Source organism: Paraburkholderia nemoris (assembly GCF_905221015.1).
GTDB classification, from domain to species: domain Bacteria; phylum Pseudomonadota; class Gammaproteobacteria; order Burkholderiales; family Burkholderiaceae; genus Paraburkholderia; species Paraburkholderia nemoris.
Window position 1 is genome coordinate 94,049 of the sequence record NZ_CAJNBO010000003.1, and the last position, 17,920, is coordinate 111,968.

General features: G+C 61.2%; 15 protein-coding genes. 7 read left to right on the forward strand and 8 right to left on the reverse strand.

Features of this window, described 5'->3' with window-relative positions:
• Positions 1 to 45: 45 nt before the first annotated feature.
• The 4 genes from KHO33_RS05200 to KHO33_RS05215 form a co-directional block, all read right to left on the reverse strand.
• The gene (locus KHO33_RS05200; protein WP_200564560.1) at positions 46 to 669 is read right to left on the reverse strand and encodes a glutathione S-transferase family protein; all 624 of its coding nucleotides are present in this window, start codon (positions 667 to 669) and stop codon (positions 46 to 48) included.
• Between the two features lie 145 nt (positions 670 to 814).
• The gene (locus KHO33_RS05205; RefSeq protein ID WP_054037527.1) at positions 815 to 1,846 is read right to left on the reverse strand and encodes a histone deacetylase family protein; all 1,032 of its coding nucleotides are present in this window, start codon (positions 1,844 to 1,846) and stop codon (positions 815 to 817) included.
• A 91-nt stretch (positions 1,847 to 1,937) separates the two neighbouring features.
• A complete protein-coding gene (aguB, locus tag KHO33_RS05210; protein WP_200564559.1) occupies positions 1,938 to 2,831 on the reverse strand; it encodes an N-carbamoylputrescine amidase in 894 nt (297 codons plus the stop codon).
• Positions 2,832 to 3,027: 196 nt separating this feature from the next.
• Entirely contained in the window at positions 3,028 to 4,065 is a 1,038-nt protein-coding gene (locus KHO33_RS05215) for an AraC family transcriptional regulator (protein ID WP_054037529.1), read from the reverse strand.
• A gap of 184 nt (positions 4,066 to 4,249) precedes the next feature.
• Between KHO33_RS05215 and KHO33_RS05220 the strand changes: the two genes are divergently transcribed.
• The 3 genes from KHO33_RS05220 to KHO33_RS05230 are packed head-to-tail and all read left to right on the forward strand — an operon-like array spanning position 4,250 to position 7,654.
• Positions 4,250 to 5,599 (forward strand): glutamine synthetase family protein, encoded by a 1,350-nt coding sequence (locus KHO33_RS05220; protein ID WP_054037531.1) that lies wholly within the window; start codon positions 4,250 to 4,252, stop codon positions 5,597 to 5,599.
• A gap of 13 nt (positions 5,600 to 5,612) precedes the next feature.
• Entirely contained in the window at positions 5,613 to 7,010 is a 1,398-nt protein-coding gene (locus KHO33_RS05225) for an aspartate aminotransferase family protein (RefSeq protein WP_054037533.1), read from the forward strand.
• On the forward strand, positions 7,007 to 7,654 hold the full coding sequence (locus KHO33_RS05230) for a GntR family transcriptional regulator (RefSeq protein WP_200564558.1): 648 nt from the start codon (positions 7,007 to 7,009) through the stop codon (positions 7,652 to 7,654). Before KHO33_RS05225 ends, KHO33_RS05230 begins: the two co-directional genes overlap by 4 nt.
• Before the next feature lie 15 nt (positions 7,655 to 7,669).
• On the opposite strand, the gene KHO33_RS05235 is transcribed toward KHO33_RS05230, so the two are convergent.
• Complete coding sequence (locus tag KHO33_RS05235) at positions 7,670 to 8,566, reverse strand: LysR family transcriptional regulator (RefSeq protein WP_054037535.1); 897 nt, start codon at positions 8,564 to 8,566, stop codon at positions 7,670 to 7,672.
• Positions 8,567 to 8,733: 167 nt separating this feature from the next.
• On the opposite strand from KHO33_RS05235, the gene tam reads away from it, so the two are divergent.
• On the forward strand, positions 8,734 to 9,510 hold the full coding sequence (tam, locus tag KHO33_RS05240) for a trans-aconitate 2-methyltransferase (protein ID WP_054037537.1): 777 nt from the start codon (positions 8,734 to 8,736) through the stop codon (positions 9,508 to 9,510).
• A gap of 164 nt (positions 9,511 to 9,674) precedes the next feature.
• Complete coding sequence (locus KHO33_RS05245; protein ID WP_054037539.1) at positions 9,675 to 10,040, forward strand: hypothetical protein; 366 nt, start codon at positions 9,675 to 9,677, stop codon at positions 10,038 to 10,040.
• Between the two features lie 81 nt (positions 10,041 to 10,121).
• Here the strand turns inward: KHO33_RS05245 and KHO33_RS05250 are convergent, their stop codons facing one another.
• The 3 genes from KHO33_RS05250 to KHO33_RS05260 form a co-directional block, all read right to left on the reverse strand.
• On the reverse strand, positions 10,122 to 11,336 hold the full coding sequence (locus tag KHO33_RS05250) for a porin (RefSeq protein WP_200564557.1): 1,215 nt from the start codon (positions 11,334 to 11,336) through the stop codon (positions 10,122 to 10,124).
• A 157-nt stretch (positions 11,337 to 11,493) separates the two neighbouring features.
• Complete coding sequence (locus KHO33_RS05255) at positions 11,494 to 12,945, reverse strand: APC family permease (protein ID WP_054037543.1); 1,452 nt, start codon at positions 12,943 to 12,945, stop codon at positions 11,494 to 11,496.
• A gap of 289 nt (positions 12,946 to 13,234) precedes the next feature.
• Positions 13,235 to 14,233 (reverse strand): AraC family transcriptional regulator, encoded by a 999-nt coding sequence (locus KHO33_RS05260; protein WP_054037545.1) that lies wholly within the window; start codon positions 14,231 to 14,233, stop codon positions 13,235 to 13,237.
• Positions 14,234 to 14,429: 196 nt separating this feature from the next.
• On the opposite strand from KHO33_RS05260, the gene KHO33_RS05265 reads away from it, so the two are divergent.
• Together KHO33_RS05265 and KHO33_RS05270 are read left to right on the forward strand one after the other, a co-directional pair.
• Positions 14,430 to 16,415, forward strand: a complete 1,986-nt coding sequence (locus KHO33_RS05265) for a primary-amine oxidase (protein ID WP_054037548.1) — start codon at positions 14,430 to 14,432, stop codon at positions 16,413 to 16,415.
• A gap of 112 nt (positions 16,416 to 16,527) precedes the next feature.
• Positions 16,528 to 17,814 (forward strand): hypothetical protein, encoded by a 1,287-nt coding sequence (locus tag KHO33_RS05270; RefSeq protein WP_200564556.1) that lies wholly within the window; start codon positions 16,528 to 16,530, stop codon positions 17,812 to 17,814.
• The last annotated feature ends 106 nt before the right edge of the window (positions 17,815 to 17,920 follow it).

The window sequence follows — 17,920 nt, forward strand, 5'->3', positions numbered from 1 at the left end:
CCACACCACCATAGGCGTGCGCGGCATGTCGCTCGTATGTGCCGCTCATGGCGTTCCGTTGCGACAGTACGCCAGGTAGCCGGGGCGCGTGGCAAGCCGCTCCATGTACGCCGTCAGCGCGGGAAAATCGGCGTGCCGCAGCGGCGTTTCAAGCCAGCGGTTAATAGAAAGCGCGATCGGAATGTCCGCGAGCGAGAATGCAGGACCAGCGATGAAGGCGCCCGTTCTCTCCAGTTGCCTGTCGACGATTGCAATATGCCGCGCCCAGTTCGCGCACGACAGGTCGATCTGCTGACCATCCTGATGAGCCGGCGACTGCCGGACCAACGCAAGAAACGCGTAACTCCATGCGCGATTGAGCTCGCTCGCTTGCCAGTCGATCCATTGATCGCACTTCGCGCGCTCGCAAGGATCGCTTGGGTAGAGGAATTCGCCGTTGTAACGGCCGGCCAGGTAACGGATGATCGAGTTGGATTCCCACAGCACAAACTCACCGTCCTTGATCACCGGAACCATGGCATTAGGATTCAAAGCGACAAATTCGGGCACATCAGTCGCCTTGAATCCGGAACCCCAGTCCTCCCGTTCGAACGGCAGGCCGAGTTCGGCACACGTCCACAGTACTTTGCGCACGTTGATGGATGAAGCTTTGCCTAGTATCTGAAGCATAGGATCGGGGCCGCTCATTCAATCGCTATAGATGGATTCACCGGGACTCCGGCTCGAATCGTAGCGTATCGATAGCGCGATAAAGCGGACATAGACACTTTGCACGTTGTGCGCTGGGCCAGCTTGCGTCACGACAGAGAGTCATTCAAACCGACTCAAAACCCGTCAGCACATTCACCGCGTTGACCCCGATCGCCGCGACCGCGTAACCGCCTTCCATCACGAACAGCGTCGGTTTCCCCAATCGTCCGATCGCCTCGCCAATGCGCAGATAGTCAGCGCTGCGCAGCTTGAACTGCGAAATCGGGTCTTCTTCGAAAGTATCGACACCGAGCGACACCACCAGCGCATCCGGCGCGTAATCAGCGACACGCGCGCAAGCCGCGTCGAGCGCCACTGCATAGTCGGCCCACGACGTACCCGGTTGCAGCGGAAAGTTCGCGTTGTAGCCGAGGCCCGCACCCGCGCCGGTTTCGTCGGCGTGCCCGAGAAAGAACGGATACTCGGTGCGCGGATCGCCATGCAACGACGCGAACAACACATCCGAGCGGTGATAGAAAATGCTCTGCGTGCCGTTGCCGTGGTGATAGTCGACATCGAGAACCGCCACGCGTTTCGCGCCCGCGTCGAGGAATGATTGCGCCGCTACGGCCGCGTTGTTGATGTAGCAGTAACCGCCCATATAGTCCGCTGCGGCATGATGCCCGGGCGGTCGGCACAACGAGAATGCGCGGCGTGCGCCGTCCCTCACATGGCGCGCGCCGGTCAGCGCGACATCCACTGCATCGCTCACGGCAGCCCACGTGCCCGCGGTGATCGGCACACCTGCATCCATCGAGTAGTAGCCGAGCTTGCCGTCGATATCTTCCGGCACGCGGTCCTGGCGCAAGCCGCGCACTGGCCAGATGAGCGGCAATGCGTCGTGCTTGCGGCCGAGCGCGCTCCATTGGTCCCATGCGCTGGCAAGAAACGCAATGAAGCCTTTGTCATGAATACGATGCACGGGATCGAGCCCGAACGATGCTGGCGCAATCACGTCGCCGAGCTTCGTTTCGCGCACCCGTTCCAGGATGAAATCGGCACGGCTCGGCATCTCGAAGCAAGGCTTCATTTCGCCGTCGATCAATTCGGCATGGCCATGATGCAGCCGGTGCCGATCGCTATACACAGTCAACATGCAATGTCTCCTCTGGATGCTTGCTGCTCGAATCCGTCGCTTGATATGTCGTTTAACGCGTCGAGGTTGGCCACGCCCGTGAATACGACACTCAAGATACCTGCTCCTGGGTACGGTGCTCGCCATCGCTCGTCGCGAGGATGCCGTAGCAGGCCGGGCGCCGGTCGCGAAACACGCCCCACGCATGACGTGTCTCCGCGACCGCATCCAGATCGAAACGATGCAGCAGGATCGCGGGTTCGTCGCGCCCGGCTTTCCGCACCTGCTCGCCGTATTGATCGGCGATAAACGACGAGCCGTAATAGCGCTGTGGAAAGTCGCGGCCCTGCTCGCAGCCGGTGCGGTTCGCGGCGATCAGCGGCACGAGGTTCGCGCCTGCGTGGCCCTGCATCACGCGTTGCCAGTGCGCGCTGCTGTCGAGGGCGGCGTCTTGCGGTTCGCTGCCGATCGCGGTCGGATAGAACAGCAGTTCAGCGCCGAGGAGTGTCATCGCGCGGGCCGTTTCCGGAAACCACTGATCCCAGCAGATACCGACGCCGAGCGCACCGTAACGCGTCGGCCAGACGCGGAAACCCGTGTCGCCAGGCGTGAAGTAGTACTTCTCACTGTAGCCTGGGCCGTCAGGAATATGGGTTTTGCGGTAGCGGCCGAGTACGCTTCCATCGGCGTCGATCATCGCCACCGTGTTGTAGAAGACGTTGCCGGCCCGCTCGAAGAAGCTGATCGGCAGCACTACGTTGAACTCCGCCGCGACGCGGGCAAAGCGCGTGATGGCGGGATGGCCATCGAACGGCAGCGCATGGCGGAAGTGCTTCGAATCCTGTTCGGTGCAGAAGTACGGCAGCTCAAAAAGCTCAGGCAGCAGGATCACCTGCGCGCCCTGCGCCGCCGCTTCGCGCACGAGGCGCTCTGCTTGCGCGAGATTCGCCTCGCGATCCCATCCCGGCACGGCCAACTGGATTGCCGCCACGCTGACTGCTCGCATCTCGTGTCTCCTCTATGTTCGTCTGGGAAAATTCTGCCCGAGGAACGCGGCTGGGCGATAACGGGGAAACGGTCAACGAGGGGATAAATGTGGCCAATCTGGCCGGGCGACATGACGTTGGAGCGTAGCTCGACGACAGCACGTAGTTGCGCTGCGAACACCTTCCGCTCACAAGAACTCAGGACAGAACCGCAGGCTACGCGCAGCGGTAGTCGCTCGGACAACGGCCGGTCCAGCGGCGAAACGCGTGCCGGAACCCGGCCGTTTCGCTATAGCCGAGCCGCTCGGCAATATCCGACATCGACAGCCGCGTACGCACCAGGTAGTCGAGCGCGAGATCGTGGCGCACGCGGTCGAGCAGCGCCTGGAAGGCGGAGCCGCTGCCGGCGAGACGCCGTCTGAGCGTGCGCTCCGACACGCACAGCGCATCGGCGAGCGAGCGCAGCGAACCGTAGCGGCGTGGGTCGGAATACAGCAGGCGCAGGCTGCGCGCCGTGACGTCGTTGCCCGGCGCGGTGGCCCATTCGCGCTCGAGTTGCGCGCATTGCTGACGCGACATCAGGTAGCTCACCGGCTCGGCAAGGGGCAACGGTTCGTCGAGCCAGCTGGCCGGAAAAATCAGCGCGTTTTCGACAGCGTCGAAGGTGGCGCGGCGGCCGATCCGCTCTTCGTAGGCGTCCGCATGAGCAGGTGCGCTGAACGTCACCTCGAGCGCGGATGGCGCGCGCCGCGCTGAGAGCACGTCGCAGACCACCGCCCACATCGACGCGAGACACATGTCCGTATTGATCACGGCGAGATCCGGCCGGTAGCGATAATCGGCCGCGACGATCGCCGCTTCATCTGCATTGCGGCGCAGCGAAACCTTGAAGTAGCTTCCGAGTAGTAGGGGAAAGTCCTGGGCGCACTGCAGCGCGTCGCCAAGCGTGGGGCTCACCAGCATCGCGTAACCGAGGATGCCATAGCTCGAGATATGCATCGCCCGGCCGATGTCGAGGCCGATGCGCGTATCGCCGCAAGCCTGCAGCGCGTTGGCGAACACGATCAGTTCCTGCGCGTGCGTGACGAGCCCGGACGGCTGACGCAAATCGCCCTCGCTGACCCCGCTTCCCGCCAGCAACACGTCCGCGCCAATCCCCTGCCGCGCCAGCAAGGAGACGGCGGCGGCAATCGTATGCAAGGTCGCAACGCATTGGGCCGGCGACGGGCGTGGCGACCACGGTGCATCGGTCATGGGTGATTCTCAGGTTCCCTCGATCCTCCGATGATATTTGATCAAATTTCACAAAAGGGAAAATCCATGCGATGATTTGATCAAATCCCATGATGCAAAATGCCCAGCTTTTCCGAACAGGCTCGTCCGCGCGAGGTTTGCAGCCGCGCTTCGCGCCGTCTTCATCAACCGACTGGAGTCAACCTTGCAAAGCGACCTACGCGACGACCTGCGTGAATTCCTGGAACATCACCGCATCCATGAAGTGGAATGCGTGATACCGGACATGACGGGCGTCGCGCGCGGCAAGATCGTGCCGAAGAACCTGTTTCTCTCGGAAGGCAAGATGCACATGTCGAACGCGCTGCTGATGATCACCGTCAACGGCGAGTTCGCGGATTTCGAGCGCTTTGTCGGGCCGAGCGATCCCGACATGGTCTGCATCCCCGATCCAAACACGGTGCGGCTCGTACCGTGGGCCATCGAACAGGTCGCGGTCGTGATCCACGATTGTGTCGGACTCGACGGCAAGCCGATCGGCATTTCCCCGCGCGCGGTATTGCGGCGCGTGCTGAAGCTCTATGAGGAAAAAGGCTGGCGCCCCGTAGTTGCACCGGAGATGGAGTTCTACCTGATCGCGCAGAACAAGAATCCGCATGAACCGCTGCGCCCGCCGCTCGGCCGCGCGGGGCGCAGCGAAGCCGGCCGCCAGTCGTTCTCGATCGACGCCGTCAACGAATTCGATCCGTTCTTCCAGGACCTGTCGCGCTTCTGCGAGACCACGCATCTCGGCGTCGAAACGCTCGTGCATGAAGTGGGTGCGGGGCAAATGGAGATCAATTTTTCGCACGGCGACGCGCTCGATCTCGCCGACCGCGTGTTCCTGTTCAAGCGCGCCGTGCGTGAAACTGCCTTCCGTCACGGCATTTTCGCGACTTTCATGGCCAAGCCGATGGAACATGAACCCGGCAGCGCGATGCATATTCATCAGAGCATCGTCGACAGTCAAACCGGCGAGAACATCTTTTCGCTTCCCGATGGAACAGCGAGCCCGCTGTTTTTCAACTACATCGGCGGCTTGCAGAAGTACATGCCGCAAGCCATGCCGATGTTCGCGCCTTACGTGAACTCCTACCGGCGTCTGTCGCGCTTCACCGCCGCGCCGATCAACGTGCGCTGGGGTTACGACAACCGCACCTGCGGCATCCGCGTGCCGAATTCCGGACCGGATGGACGGCGGCTCGAAAACCGCGTGCCGGGCGTCGACGTCAATCCGTATCTGGCCATGGCGGCCACCCTCGCCTGCGGCTATCTCGGCATGGTGGAGCAGCAGGAAGCCTCGGCGCCGATGATCGAAAGCGCCTACGACCTTGAATACGAATTGCCGCGCGGTCTCGAAGATGCGCTCAAGGCGCTCCTGAAGTGCACCGAACTCGCGGACGTGCTCGGCGACAAGTTCGTGCAGGCCTATTGCGCGGTGAAGGAAAAGGAGTTCGAGACCTTCTCGCAAGGCATTACCGCGTGGGAGCGCGAGCATCTGCAACTGCTCGTGTGATTGCGGGCGGTTTATGGAAACGTCATCGGAGAAGCTGGATTTGAATACTCGCCAAGGCATCAACTGGGAGCGCGCAGAAGCGCTCGTCGAACGCGAACGCCGCGCGTTTGCCGACGCCATGCCGAGATCGCGCGCGCTGTCCGAACGCGCCGCGCGCCACCTGTTGTTCGGCGTGCCGCTGCACTGGATGAACGACTGGTCGACGCCTTTCTCGCTCTATGTCGAAGAAGCACGCGGGGCCGCGTTTACCGACGTGGACGGTCATCGCTACGCCGACTTCTGCCTCGGCGACACCGGCGCGATGTTCGGCCACTCGCCTGCCCCGGTAGCTCGCGCGCTGGCGGCCCAAGCTGAGCGCGGCCTGACGACCATGTTGCCGGGCGAAGACGCCGCGTGGGTCGGCGAAGAACTCGCGCGCCGTTTCGGCCTGCCCTACTGGCAGTTCGCGATGACCGCGAGCGACGCCAACCGCTTTGCATTGCGCTGGGCACGCGCGGCGACCGGACGCAAACAGATCGTGATCTTCAACGGCTGCTATCACGGCACCGTGGACGACGTGTTCGTCGATCTCGTCGACGGCAAGCCGCAGCAGCGCGACAGCCTGATCGGCCAGGTGCACGACCTGCTGGGCACCACGCGTGTGATCGAATTCAACGATCTGGCCGCGCTGGAAAACGCGCTGAAAGATGGCGAAGTCGCCTGCGTGCTGGCCGAACCCGCGATGACCAACATCGGCATGGTGCTGCCCGAGCCGGACTACTGGCGGCAAGCGCAAGCGCTCATGCGGCGCTACGGCACGCTGCTCGCGATCGACGAAACCCACACCATCAGTTGCGGGCCGGGCGGTTACACGCGAGCGTACGGCCTTGAACCCGATCTGTTCATCCTCGGCAAACCGGTGGGCGGCGGCTTTCCGTGCGCGGTGTATGGGTTCAGCGCGGAGCTCGCGGCCCGCGCGCAGCACGCCAAGCACAGCGCACCGCCCGGTCACTCCGGCATCGGCACCACCCTCACGGCGAACATGCTGGCAATGAGCGCGATCCGCGCGACGCTCGCCGAGGTGATGACCGACGCCGCCTACGATCACATGTTCACGCTCGCCGAACGAATCGAAACCGGTCTGAAGGATGCGATCGCGCGTCATGGCCTCGCGTGGTGCGTGACGCGCGTCGGCGCCCGCACCGAATTCCAGTTCACGCCGACGCCGCCGCGCAACGGTGACGAAGCCGGCCGCCAGCTTGACTCGGAACTGGAGCACATCGTGCACCTGTATTTACTGAATCGCGGCGTGCTGATCACGCCGTTTCACAACATGATCCTGGTGTGCCCCGACACGTCGGCGGCCGACGTCGACAGACTGGTTTCCACATTTGACGCCTGCCTCGCGGAACTGACCTGTCGAGCTTTATGAAAACTTCGCGCCATCACACGCTGCAGGACCAGACCTACGAAACGCTGCGGCAGTGGCTGACGATCGGGCGCTTCGTGCCGGGCGAGCGCATCAAGATCCGTCACGTCGCCGCCGAGCTCGGCGTGGGCGAGATGCCGGTGCGTTCCGCCTTGCAGCGCCTTGCGGCCGAATCGGCGCTGGTGAACGTGCCCAATTGCGGCGTGACGGTGCCACGTCTGTCGAAAGAGCAATTCGACGACGTGCTGCGCGTGCGCCTGATTCTCGAAGGCCAGGCCGCCGAGCTGGGTGTGCCGCATCTCAGCGAGCACGATCTGGAAACGCTGGAAAAACTGAATGCGCAGATGGTGCAGGCCTTGCGGACGGCCGACGCCAAGGGCTATCTCGACGCCAACGAAGCGTTTCACCTGATTCTCTACCGCGCGGCCGGCTCGCCGCTGTTGCTCGAGTTGATCGAAACGGTGTGGCTACAAGTTGGGCCGATTTCGAATCTGCTGTTTGGCGATGCGCAGTTCGCCGCTACGCTCAACGACGCCCACGACGATTTGCTAAACGCCGCGAAGGCGCGCGATGCGGCTGGCGTGCGACGCGCGATCGAGGACGATCTGAGTCATGCGGCGAGTTGTTTGCGGGCGCAGTGTTTGTAACGGTTGGCGCAGGAATCACGCTTTCAACGTCGCCTGTTCCAGAATCATGTCGTAAAGCGCCTGCGCCGCCGGCGACAACTGAGCGGTCTTACGCGCCACAAGGACAAGCGTGCGAGAAACCACCGGATTCGTGAGCTCGACGGTACGAACCGTCGGATACGCGCCCTTCTGAATGGCCAGCGCCGGCACGACCGCCGCACCCACACCCTGAGCGACCAGTCCCACAGCAGTCGAACTGCGCTGCACTTCATAAAACGAGCGTAGCGCCAGTTCACTCTTTTCCAGCGCGACATCGAGCAAGGCGCGATTGCCGCTGACCTCGCCGGCAAAAATCAGCGGATACGATTGCAACTGCTGCCAGGCGATGCGACGTCGTTTCGCCAGCGGATGATCTTCATGGCAAATCAGCACGTAGCGGTCTTCCGTCAACGGCACGCTGGCAAGATCCGGATGATGCTCGCCGGAGATATTGATGCCGAACTCCACCTCCCGGCGCAGCACCGCCTCCTCCACCGCGGACGACGCGTGATCGAGAATCTTGATGCGGTTATGCGGATAACGCGCGGCATACGCCTGCAGAATGCGCGGCAGATACTGCACGCCCACGGTCGGCACGCAGGCGATCGACACATCGCCACGACGGGCCACACCCGTCTCACGAATTTCCACCAGCGCATCGGCGAGCTCGCCCAACAAGCGGCGCGCTTGCGGCAGAAAACTGCGCCCTATTTCCGTCAGCGCCATGGAGCGCGTGGTCCGCTCGATCAGCGTGACGCCGAGGTACGTTTCGAGCTTGCGCAGACGTTGCGTAATGGCCGTTTGCGTGACGTGCAGCGAATCGGCGGCGCCTTGGAAACTGCCGCGATCCGCAATCGCGACGAACGCCTGTACGCCGAGCGTGTCGATTTTCATTAGAAAAATGAAGGAATTGGAATGATAAATTCATTTTACTCCGCCTTCGTCGCCGCACAGAATGAGCGCATTGGATCGATTTGACACCACACACTGTGGCTGGATGTCAGCGAAAACGGTCCGGAAATCAGGTGCAATTGGGTGCAATCGGGACAAAGGAGCACGAGATGACTTCATCGACAAATTGGCAGGCAAAACAGTACGTGTTGTTCGAAAACGAGCGCACGCGTCCGGTCAGGGATCTGCTGGCGGCGGTGCCGGCAACGGAAGTGCGAGTGGCGGTAGACATCGGCTGCGGCCCCGGCAATTCCACCGAAGCGCTGGCGGCCCGCCTGCCCGGCGCAACGGTCAGCGGTATGGACAGTTCCGCCGACATGATCGCGGCGGCCGTCAAGCGCCTGCCGCAATTCCAGTTCGAGGTGAGCGACATCGAAACGTGGGCTGCGCCCGGCCCCTATGACCTCATTCTCGCCAACGCCGTGCTGCAGTGGGTACCGAATCACGAGCAGCTGTTTCCGTCGCTGGTGAAAAAACTTGCGCCGGGCGGCAACCTGGCCGTGCAGATGCCGGACAACCTCGACGAACCCGCGCACCGCCTGCTGCGCGAAATCGCGGCGGACGGCCCCTGGGCGAACAAGCTGAGGGGTGTGGAGCGCACCATGCGCTACGGAGCCGACTGGTACTACGCGCTGCTCAAGCCACTGTGCGCCCGGGTCGACGTGTGGCGCACCGTCTACCATCACCCGCTCGCGGGCGGCGCGGACGCGGTGGTCGAGTGGTTCAAAGGCAGCGCGCTGAGACCGTTCCTCGCCGAGCTCGACGACAGCGAGCAAGGCGTCTTCCTCGCGCGCTACCGGGATGCGATCGCGCGCGCTTATCCGGCCCAGGCTGACGGCACCGTGCTGCTGCCGTTCCCGCGGCTGTTTATCGTCGCTACGCGCTAGCGGAGTCAGGTCGCCTGCGGGTTACCCCGTGATGTTTGTGGTGCCGGAGTCGCCAGGGTCAGTCAGGCATTGCCGCTCGTGAATTCTGCGTGATATTGTGTAACGTAAGCGGAGGGCGGCTTGCCGCCCTCACCGGAACGCAAATTTCAGCAGCGAGCGTCGCCATGAGTGATGTACGCCATCATCTGAGTCCACGGGACCGTTTGGAGCTGTTGTGCTGGCTCACCTGCGGCTGCCTGGGCGCTTATTACCTGAATGAGGACTGGCCTGACGCGGCGTTTCACGTGCAGGCCGCTCATAAGTGGCTCGACTATCGGTCCCGGGAAGCAGACTGGTTGAGTATCGCCAGGTTGTCCGCAACCGCACTGGAGATTGCGCAGCGGCACGCGAAATTTGTCGAGGCCGATTGGGCGCGGGACGCGGTCGAGGAAATTCTCGATACAGACGAGCTCGACCCTCAGGCACGACTGGTGAAGCAGGTGCTGGCGGATTGCCAGAACGCACTTTCGGACAAGCGCCTCGCAGATTAATTTTTTCCCACGCGGCACGTTGAGTGAGTCGGGACGCGGCGTTGGCTCCGTTGATCGGTTTGCCAGCGCCGCGCAGGCAGATTAAAAATTGTGCCGCAAACCCACGATCACGGAGAGTTGTTTGTCCGTGTCCGAATTGACGATATTCGGAATCTGCGCCAGATTTTCCGTCTGCCCCGTCGAGGGATTGATCCCCAGCCCGGCGCCGGACGATTTCTGCCCGATCGCCACCGCATAAACCGCCGTCCGCTTCGACAGGCTATACACCGCGCCAAGGTTGATCTGGTGCACACGGGTCGAAGCGCTGCCGCTCGGTTTGGCGTCGTTGAAAATATAGGCCACACCAAGCTGCAAATCCGGCGCGACCATATAGGTCGTATTCAACTCGGCAATGTCGAAAGAAATATCTTCCCCAGCGGGCCTTGCCGCACTCGCGAAATACTGGCTCTGTGATAGGCGCGTATGCGTATAGGTGAGCGCCACGCCCGCCTTGCCGAATGCATACGAGCCCCCTGCTCCGAAAATCCTCACCTTGCTCGCCTGCTGCAGCAGACAATACGACGCGTCGGCGTTCGCGCAACTGAAATCGCCGATATACCCGGTAGTGCCGCCCAAGGCCGCCTGCAACGGCTGATTCAACTCGAGATACCCCGCGCTCAGCGACAACGGCCCCTGCGCGTAATTCGCCGCCAGTGCCCAGCCCTTGTTCTGCGAGAAATTCCCCGCCACGCCACCCAGGCTGAACAACCCACCCACCGTCAAACCACCGAAGCTCGGGCTGATGTATTTGATCGAGTTGTTGAAGTTGAACGCTTCGTTGAGATTGTCGACGTCGCCGAAATGCGAGCCGTACAGCGTCGCCCAGTTATTGCTCGATGCGTACGCCCCCATGTAGTCGGAGAACGGATCGTATTGACGGCCGAACGTCAGCGCGCCGTACGTGCCGTTGTTCAAACCGACCCATGCGTTACGGTTGAACAGCGTGTTCGATTGCAGCATCGCGCCGTTGCCGATCAGAAAGCTGTTCTCCAACGTGAAGTTCACCGTGGTGCCGCCACCAATATCTTCAGCGCCTGTCAAACCCCACCGCGACGGCACCAGATTGCCGCCCGCCAGCTGATAATTCGCGTGGCCGTTGGTGCTGCCATCGGCGAGCGTCGTCTGCTGGTTGGTGGTGTACACGACGCCGGCGTCGACCGTGCCATAGAGCGTCACCGAAGATTGCGCATGTGCGCCCATCGCGAGGCCGCACGCGGCCAGCGCAAGCGCTGAGCGCTTGACGAATGTGTCTGCCATATTTTTTAGCCGGAAGTTGAGTGGTGAAATCAGCAAGAACAAACTGGACGCCCCGAACGAACGACACCACTCCGCCGCCGCTCAGGAATGAACGGCAACAGTCGATCGTTAGAACGTGGTGAGCTAGCGCGCGCTGAGTGTCTTGCGCGCTGTTCGATTACTGCCCGAAGCGCGCGTAGATATCCGGTCGCTTCTTACGCAAGATGAGACCGATCACGACGCCGGAGAGCGCCACCGCGAATACGATCCAGGGGAAAGACTTGACGATCGGGCTATCGGAGCCGCTGAGCGCATCGAGATTGCGCACCAGAATCACGCCGATATACAGCAGGCCGATGCCACCGACGAGAGGCGCAACGAACGAGTGCCATACGCGCGTATCCTTGCGCGTCTTGCGGAAGAACGCGATGACGGAAAAACTCGTCACTGCCTGAAGCATCACGATGCCGATCGTGCCGAGCGCCGAACTCCAGCTGAACACGATGTTGAACGCGTCGCTGCCTGCCGCAATGAAGAGTCCGAGCAGAACGCACACGGAGAGCGTTTGCAGATAGCTCGCCACATACGGTGAACGGTATTTTTCGTGCACGCGGTTCAACGCTTGCGGCAGGATTCCCTCCAGGCTCAGCGCGTGGATATAACGCACCAGCGTGTTATGAAACGACAACAGGCTCGCGAAGATACTGCTGAGCAACAGGAAGCTCATCACCGTCGTCACCGCACCGCCCAGATACTTGCCGGATTGAATGAACCAGAAATCGCCCGGCTGCTTCGTCGCGACTGCCACCACGTCGTTCAGTCCATACGCACAAACAATCGTCCACGTGACGAAAGCGAAGAATACGAGAATCAGCATCACCGACACGTACGTCGCGCGTGGCACAGTCACTTTCGGGTCCCGGCATTCCTTGCCGTAAATCGCCGTCGCTTCGAAACCGATAAACGACGCAAAGGCGAACATCACCGCAATGCCCAGGTGGCCGCTGAACACATGCTCCGGCGTGAACGGCGCGAGCGTGAGGCCGTTCGGGCCACCACCATGCACGACGATTGCAATCGCAAGCAGCAACAGGATGCCCAGTTCCAGACACATCAGCACGCCGAGCAGCCGGCTATTCAGATCGATACCGCGGATGCCGGTGAATTGCACCACCGCCACGCAGATCAGCGAATAGCCGTACCAGGGCATCGCCGTGTGCAGAAGTGGAGAAAGAATCACCGTGCAGAAAAATCCAAACAGCCCGTATAGCGCGATCTGGATGAAGGTGTACGACATCAGCGCGACGAGTGCGCCGGCCATGCCCAATGGCCGTCCAAGTCCGGCGGTGATGTACGCGTAAAACGCACCGGCGCGCACCACATGTCGGCTCATCGACGCGAAGCCCACGCTAAAGATCAGCAGCACGACGCCGGCAATCACGAACGCGCCCGGAATGCCGGCGCCATTGCCCAAGCTGATCGCGGGCGGCACCGCACCGAGCATGCCGGTCAGCGGCGCGGCCGCGGAAATCACAAGAAACACGATCTGCCACAGGCCCAACGTATTGCCCTTCAGTTCCACGGGATTCTCCGCGTCGACCAGACGGGTCGGAGAGTAGGGTTCATTCATCGCTGCCTCTATTTTGTTGGCTAGTCTGGAACTCGCCTAAACCCTGGAAATACTGGTCCAGACGCTCGCTTGACCGACGTTCGAAGTTTCGGTGTGAGCGCATGGTAGGTAGCTAAAAAATAAAACGACTTCGCGAACTGCGCCAAATTTTCGATAAATTGCGCCAATGCTCGCGAGCGTCTCAAGCAATGCGGTTCGCCGTGAATAGTTAGGAAACGGAAGTTTTTTCGTGTGAGGATTGCGCCTTCAAGTTCTTTCAGAATGAAAGCAATTGCAGCGCCATCACCATCTATTGTTTTTTCCAGTTGCGCGTGGCGCGCCACAACACAGTTGCGTCGGCATAACCCACGGCGCGAGCGATCGCCGCATTGGTGAGCCCTTCACGTTCAAGCAGTCCTTCTACACTACGCTGCCGTTCTTCGCGCACGATCTGCCGCACGGAAGTCCCCGCCTCGGCCAGGTGCCGCTGCAATGAGCGATGCGAGAGCCCGAGATCTTTCGCAATGTCGGCAACGATCAGCTTTTCGTGCGCGAGCCGCCGCGTCACCAGATCGCGAACCTGGTCAGCGATGCTGTGGGGCACCGCATCGCGCGCAATCAGATCGGTGGCATGGCGCTCCATCATGCGCGCCATTTGCGTGTCGGCGCTTTTGAGCGGCGCATCGAGATCCGATGGACGCAGGATCACGCCATTGAAAGGCTGCTGAAAGCGCACCGGTACGCGGAAAATGCGTGCATACGGTTTGAGGTCAGCTGGCGCGGCATGTTCGAAATGCACTTCGGCAGGATTCCACGCGGCTCCTCGCACGGCCCGGATCATATGGCACATTGTCGAGAGGCTGTATTCCGCGTCCTGCCGGCGCGGCCAGATCTGCGGATTGGCGATCTGATAGGTCCATACCGGCCATTCGCCATCGCGCAACAACTCGCAGGTCGTGGTGTTCTGCCACGACGCGAGCGCGAGCGAGAACTTGCGCACTGCCGCATTCAAGGTCGGCGACGATAGAAACACGAGACCCGCCGGCCCGAGCTCCGTCACCTGCAATTCGCTGCCTAGACGCAGGCCGAGCGACGGTTCGCCGAGTACTTCGGCCGCGCGCTCGAAGGCCGTCACGTAACGCGTCAGCGGCAGGATTTCATAGGGATTCGACAGGAGCTTGCGGCTCATGCCGAACGCTTCGAGCAGCGCGTCGCAATTAGCGCCTGATGCATCGAGTGCGCGCACAACCGGCCCCATGACCGCGGCGCGGATCATAGGGAAACTACCGTTGAGCGTGACTTTTTTCATGCTGAGCGTCTCCTCTCAAGTCTTCGCTGATGTGCTGCAGTGTCTTTCCTCCTGGCGCACTTTATCGTTCATTTGGCGCGATAAGCAAGCGCGAAAATATTATTGGGTTCCTACGATTTGCCATCGACTCAGCGTTCGACGCGTTTCACGCAGCCTCGCACGCAGTCCGGTCCAGCACACTCCTTACGGGAACCTTATGAACACGAATGCCACGAAAACCGCACACGCCCCCGTTCATCCGCTCGATCCGCTGAGTCCGGACGAAATGCAGCTTGCCTGCGATCTCGTGAAGGCCGCTGAAAACCTCGACGGGCACGTGCGCTTTCCGATGGTCGAATTGCGCGAGCCGCCGAAGGCCGAAGTGATCGCATTCAAGACCGGCGAATATTTTTCGCGCACGGCGTTCGTCCTCGCAATCGATCGCACGAATGGCACGACCACCGAATTCCATGTGGACCTGAGAGAGAAAAAAATCGCCTCGCGCAACGTGCTGCCGTTCGATCAGGCGCCATATGGCCAGCCGCCGATCATGATCGAAGACTTCATGAACGCCGAGCAGATCGTCAAGAGCGACGACGCATGGCGCGTTGCGGTCATGAAGCGCGGTTTGACTGAGAAGGATCTGGAGCGCGTCCAGGTCGATCCGTTTTCCGCCGGCTGCTTCGACCGCGAGAACGAGAATGGCCGGCGCCTCGTGCGTTGCGTGAGTTACTACCGCGAAACCGTGACCGACAACGGCTATGCGCATCCGATCGAAGGCGTGGTGGCGGTGGTCGATCTGCTCGAGAAGAGAGTGATCGAACTGGTGGACGACGGCCGCATCATTCCGATTCCGCGCGCGAAGCACAACTACGACACACCGAGCCTCGGCGAGCCGCGCAACACGCTCAAACCGCTGTCGATCAGCCAACCCGAGGGCCCGAGCTTCAAGATCGACGGCTGGCACGTGAGCTGGCAGAACTGGAGCTTCCGCGTCGGCTTCACGCCGCGCGAAGGCCTGGTGTTGCATCAGCTGTCATGGGACGACGGCAAGAACGCGCGGCCGATCATCTACCGTGCGAGCGTAACGGAGATGTGCGTGCCCTACTCCGACCCGAGCACGAATCACTACTGGAAGAGTGCCTTCGATGCCGGTGAGTACGGCCTCGGCAAACTGGCGAATCAGCTTGAACTCGGTTGCGATTGCCTTGGCACAATCCGTTATTTCGACATTCCTTCCGCCGACGATTTCGGCAATGCGTTCATGATGAAGAACGCCGTATGCATGCACGAAGAGGACTACGGCACCTTGTGGAAGCACTACGAGTTTCGCACCGGCGTTTTCGAAATGCGCCGCTCGCGACGCCTCGTGATCTCTTTCTTCGCGACAGTCGGCAACTACGACTACGGCTTCTACTGGTACCTGTATCAGGACGGCACCGTCCAGCTCGAATGCAAGCTGACCGGCATCGTACAAACCTCGGCGGTGGCTGACGGCGACACGTATCCGTGGGGCGGCATGATCACCGAGAACCTCGGCGGCCCGACCCATCAGCACTTCTTCAATGCACGGATGCACATGATGGTGGACGGCGAACGCAACACGGTGACCGAACACGAATTCGTGCCGCGTCCGATGGGCGAAACGAATCCGTACGGCAACGTCTTCGACACCACCAAACACGTATTCAAGACCGAGAGCGAAGCCGCACGCCTTGCAAACGGCCGCACCGGACGTTACTGGAAAGTGACCAACCCGAACGTGAAGAACGCCGTCGGCGCGAATCCTGGCTACAAGCTGATCGTGAACGACTCCCCGCTGATGCTCGCCGACGAACGCTCGAAGGTCCGCCAACGCGGCGGCTTTGCGACACGTCACGTGTGGGTCACGCCATTCGATCCGGCCGAGCGCTACGCGAGCGGCGACTATCCGAACCAGCACGCGGGCGGTGACGGCTTGCCGCGCTACATTGAGGCGAACCGCAACATCGAGAACGAGGACATCGTCTTGTGGCACAGCTTCGGCCACACGCACGTGTGCAAACCCGAGGACTTCCCCGTGATGCCGGTGGAATACGCCGGCTTCATGCTCAAGCCGAACAACTTCTTCTCCGCCAACCCGACGATGGACTTACCGTCCGAGCGGGATCAGAACAGCGTCGAGGATGGAAAGTTTGCGGATCATGGCTGCTGCAAGCGGTGATTCGATGACGCGCGACGCGCAGCCCAGTGCTGCACGCGTGACCGACACGGCATACGTACGTCCCGCGATCGCGTGCAGCGTGGTACGCCGGCTGACTTCGAGCGAAGGCGGCGTGGCACGCATGCTGATTGCGGGCGCGGGCGCTGCGGTACACGGGCTGATCGCGTGCGCGGGCACGGTACGCGGATTAATGGCGAGCGTGGGTTGGGCAGCATGTGCGTTGATGGCGAGCATGGGTGGCGCAGCACGCGAGCTGACGGCGAGCATGAGTGGTGCGGCGTGTGTGCTGCTCGCAAGCGGTGCCGCGACGCTGGTGACACAAGCCGGCCTTGGCCAACGAGCCAGCGCGTTGTGGATGAGCGCGTTGGCATTAGCAACGATGGTGATCGTGCCGCTGTTGATGTCGCGGGTATCCAGGACACACAGCACGCTTGCGACGGCGGTGACGTTGATTGCCACGATGAGTGCGATGGGCGTCGTACCGGCGTATGCGGCCGGATTGGAGCATTCAACCGCGATAGCGGGGTTGTTTGTGGTGGTGGGTGGCGTGGCGCTGTTGTACGGACAGCATCTTGTTGGCGCGCAAGCCTTGCCTCCTGAGGATTTCGATCGAAATCAGTACGCGGATCAAAACACGGATCAGTCGCCCAGAACCATCCGCGTGACTGGCGCGACGGTGCTGCTCGCATTGTTTGCGGGCTTATCGAGCGGCAGTCTCGCGCGTTTCCAGTTGTATGCGATTTGCGGCATGAGTGGCACACAACCGATGTTGCAGATCTTGCTTTCTGTGGGTACCGTTTGCGCACTGGCGTTCATCGCCGACCGATCCGGCAACAACAACCGAATATTGAATTTGCTGTACGTGCTACGAGCGGTGTTAATTGGGGCCCTCGCTTCTGCCGACAGTCCAACACTGGCACTACTCGCAGCAAAGATATTTCTGATTCTCGACTGCCTGACGATTCCGGCGCTCATGAAACTGCGGAGAAAATCGCGCGGCGCATTGAGCGCGGGTTGTCCTGGAGCCGCCCACCACATCGGGATGGTATTGGGCGCAACATTGTCGACAACGCCCTACTTTTTCGGCGACGGATTCATCGTGCTGTATGCGCTAAGCGCGATTGCGAACCTGATATGCGCCGGCACATTAGCAACCAACTGGTTCGAGAAAAAGGTGCTCAGCAAGCATCTAAACCATCACTCCCGCCAGGCAGACTCTTCCGACGAGCACAAGGTGCAAGTCGGGAAGTATGACTCCCTTGTCACGAACGCCGAATGTGGGAGAACACAGATTCCAGATGCACCACTACCCGAAGCAAACCACAGTGCCCACTTAGCAGGCGTGGTTTTGAGCCGCTTTCTTTTGCCTACTTTTCTTTGCGGCGGCAAAGAAAAGTAGGTGCCGCCCCGCACAGGGGCAACGCTAATAGACCACAAACAAAACAAGGAAAGGCACCGCCGCAGGCAAACAGCAAAACAGACCGCAAAAGCGCCAACCAAACAGC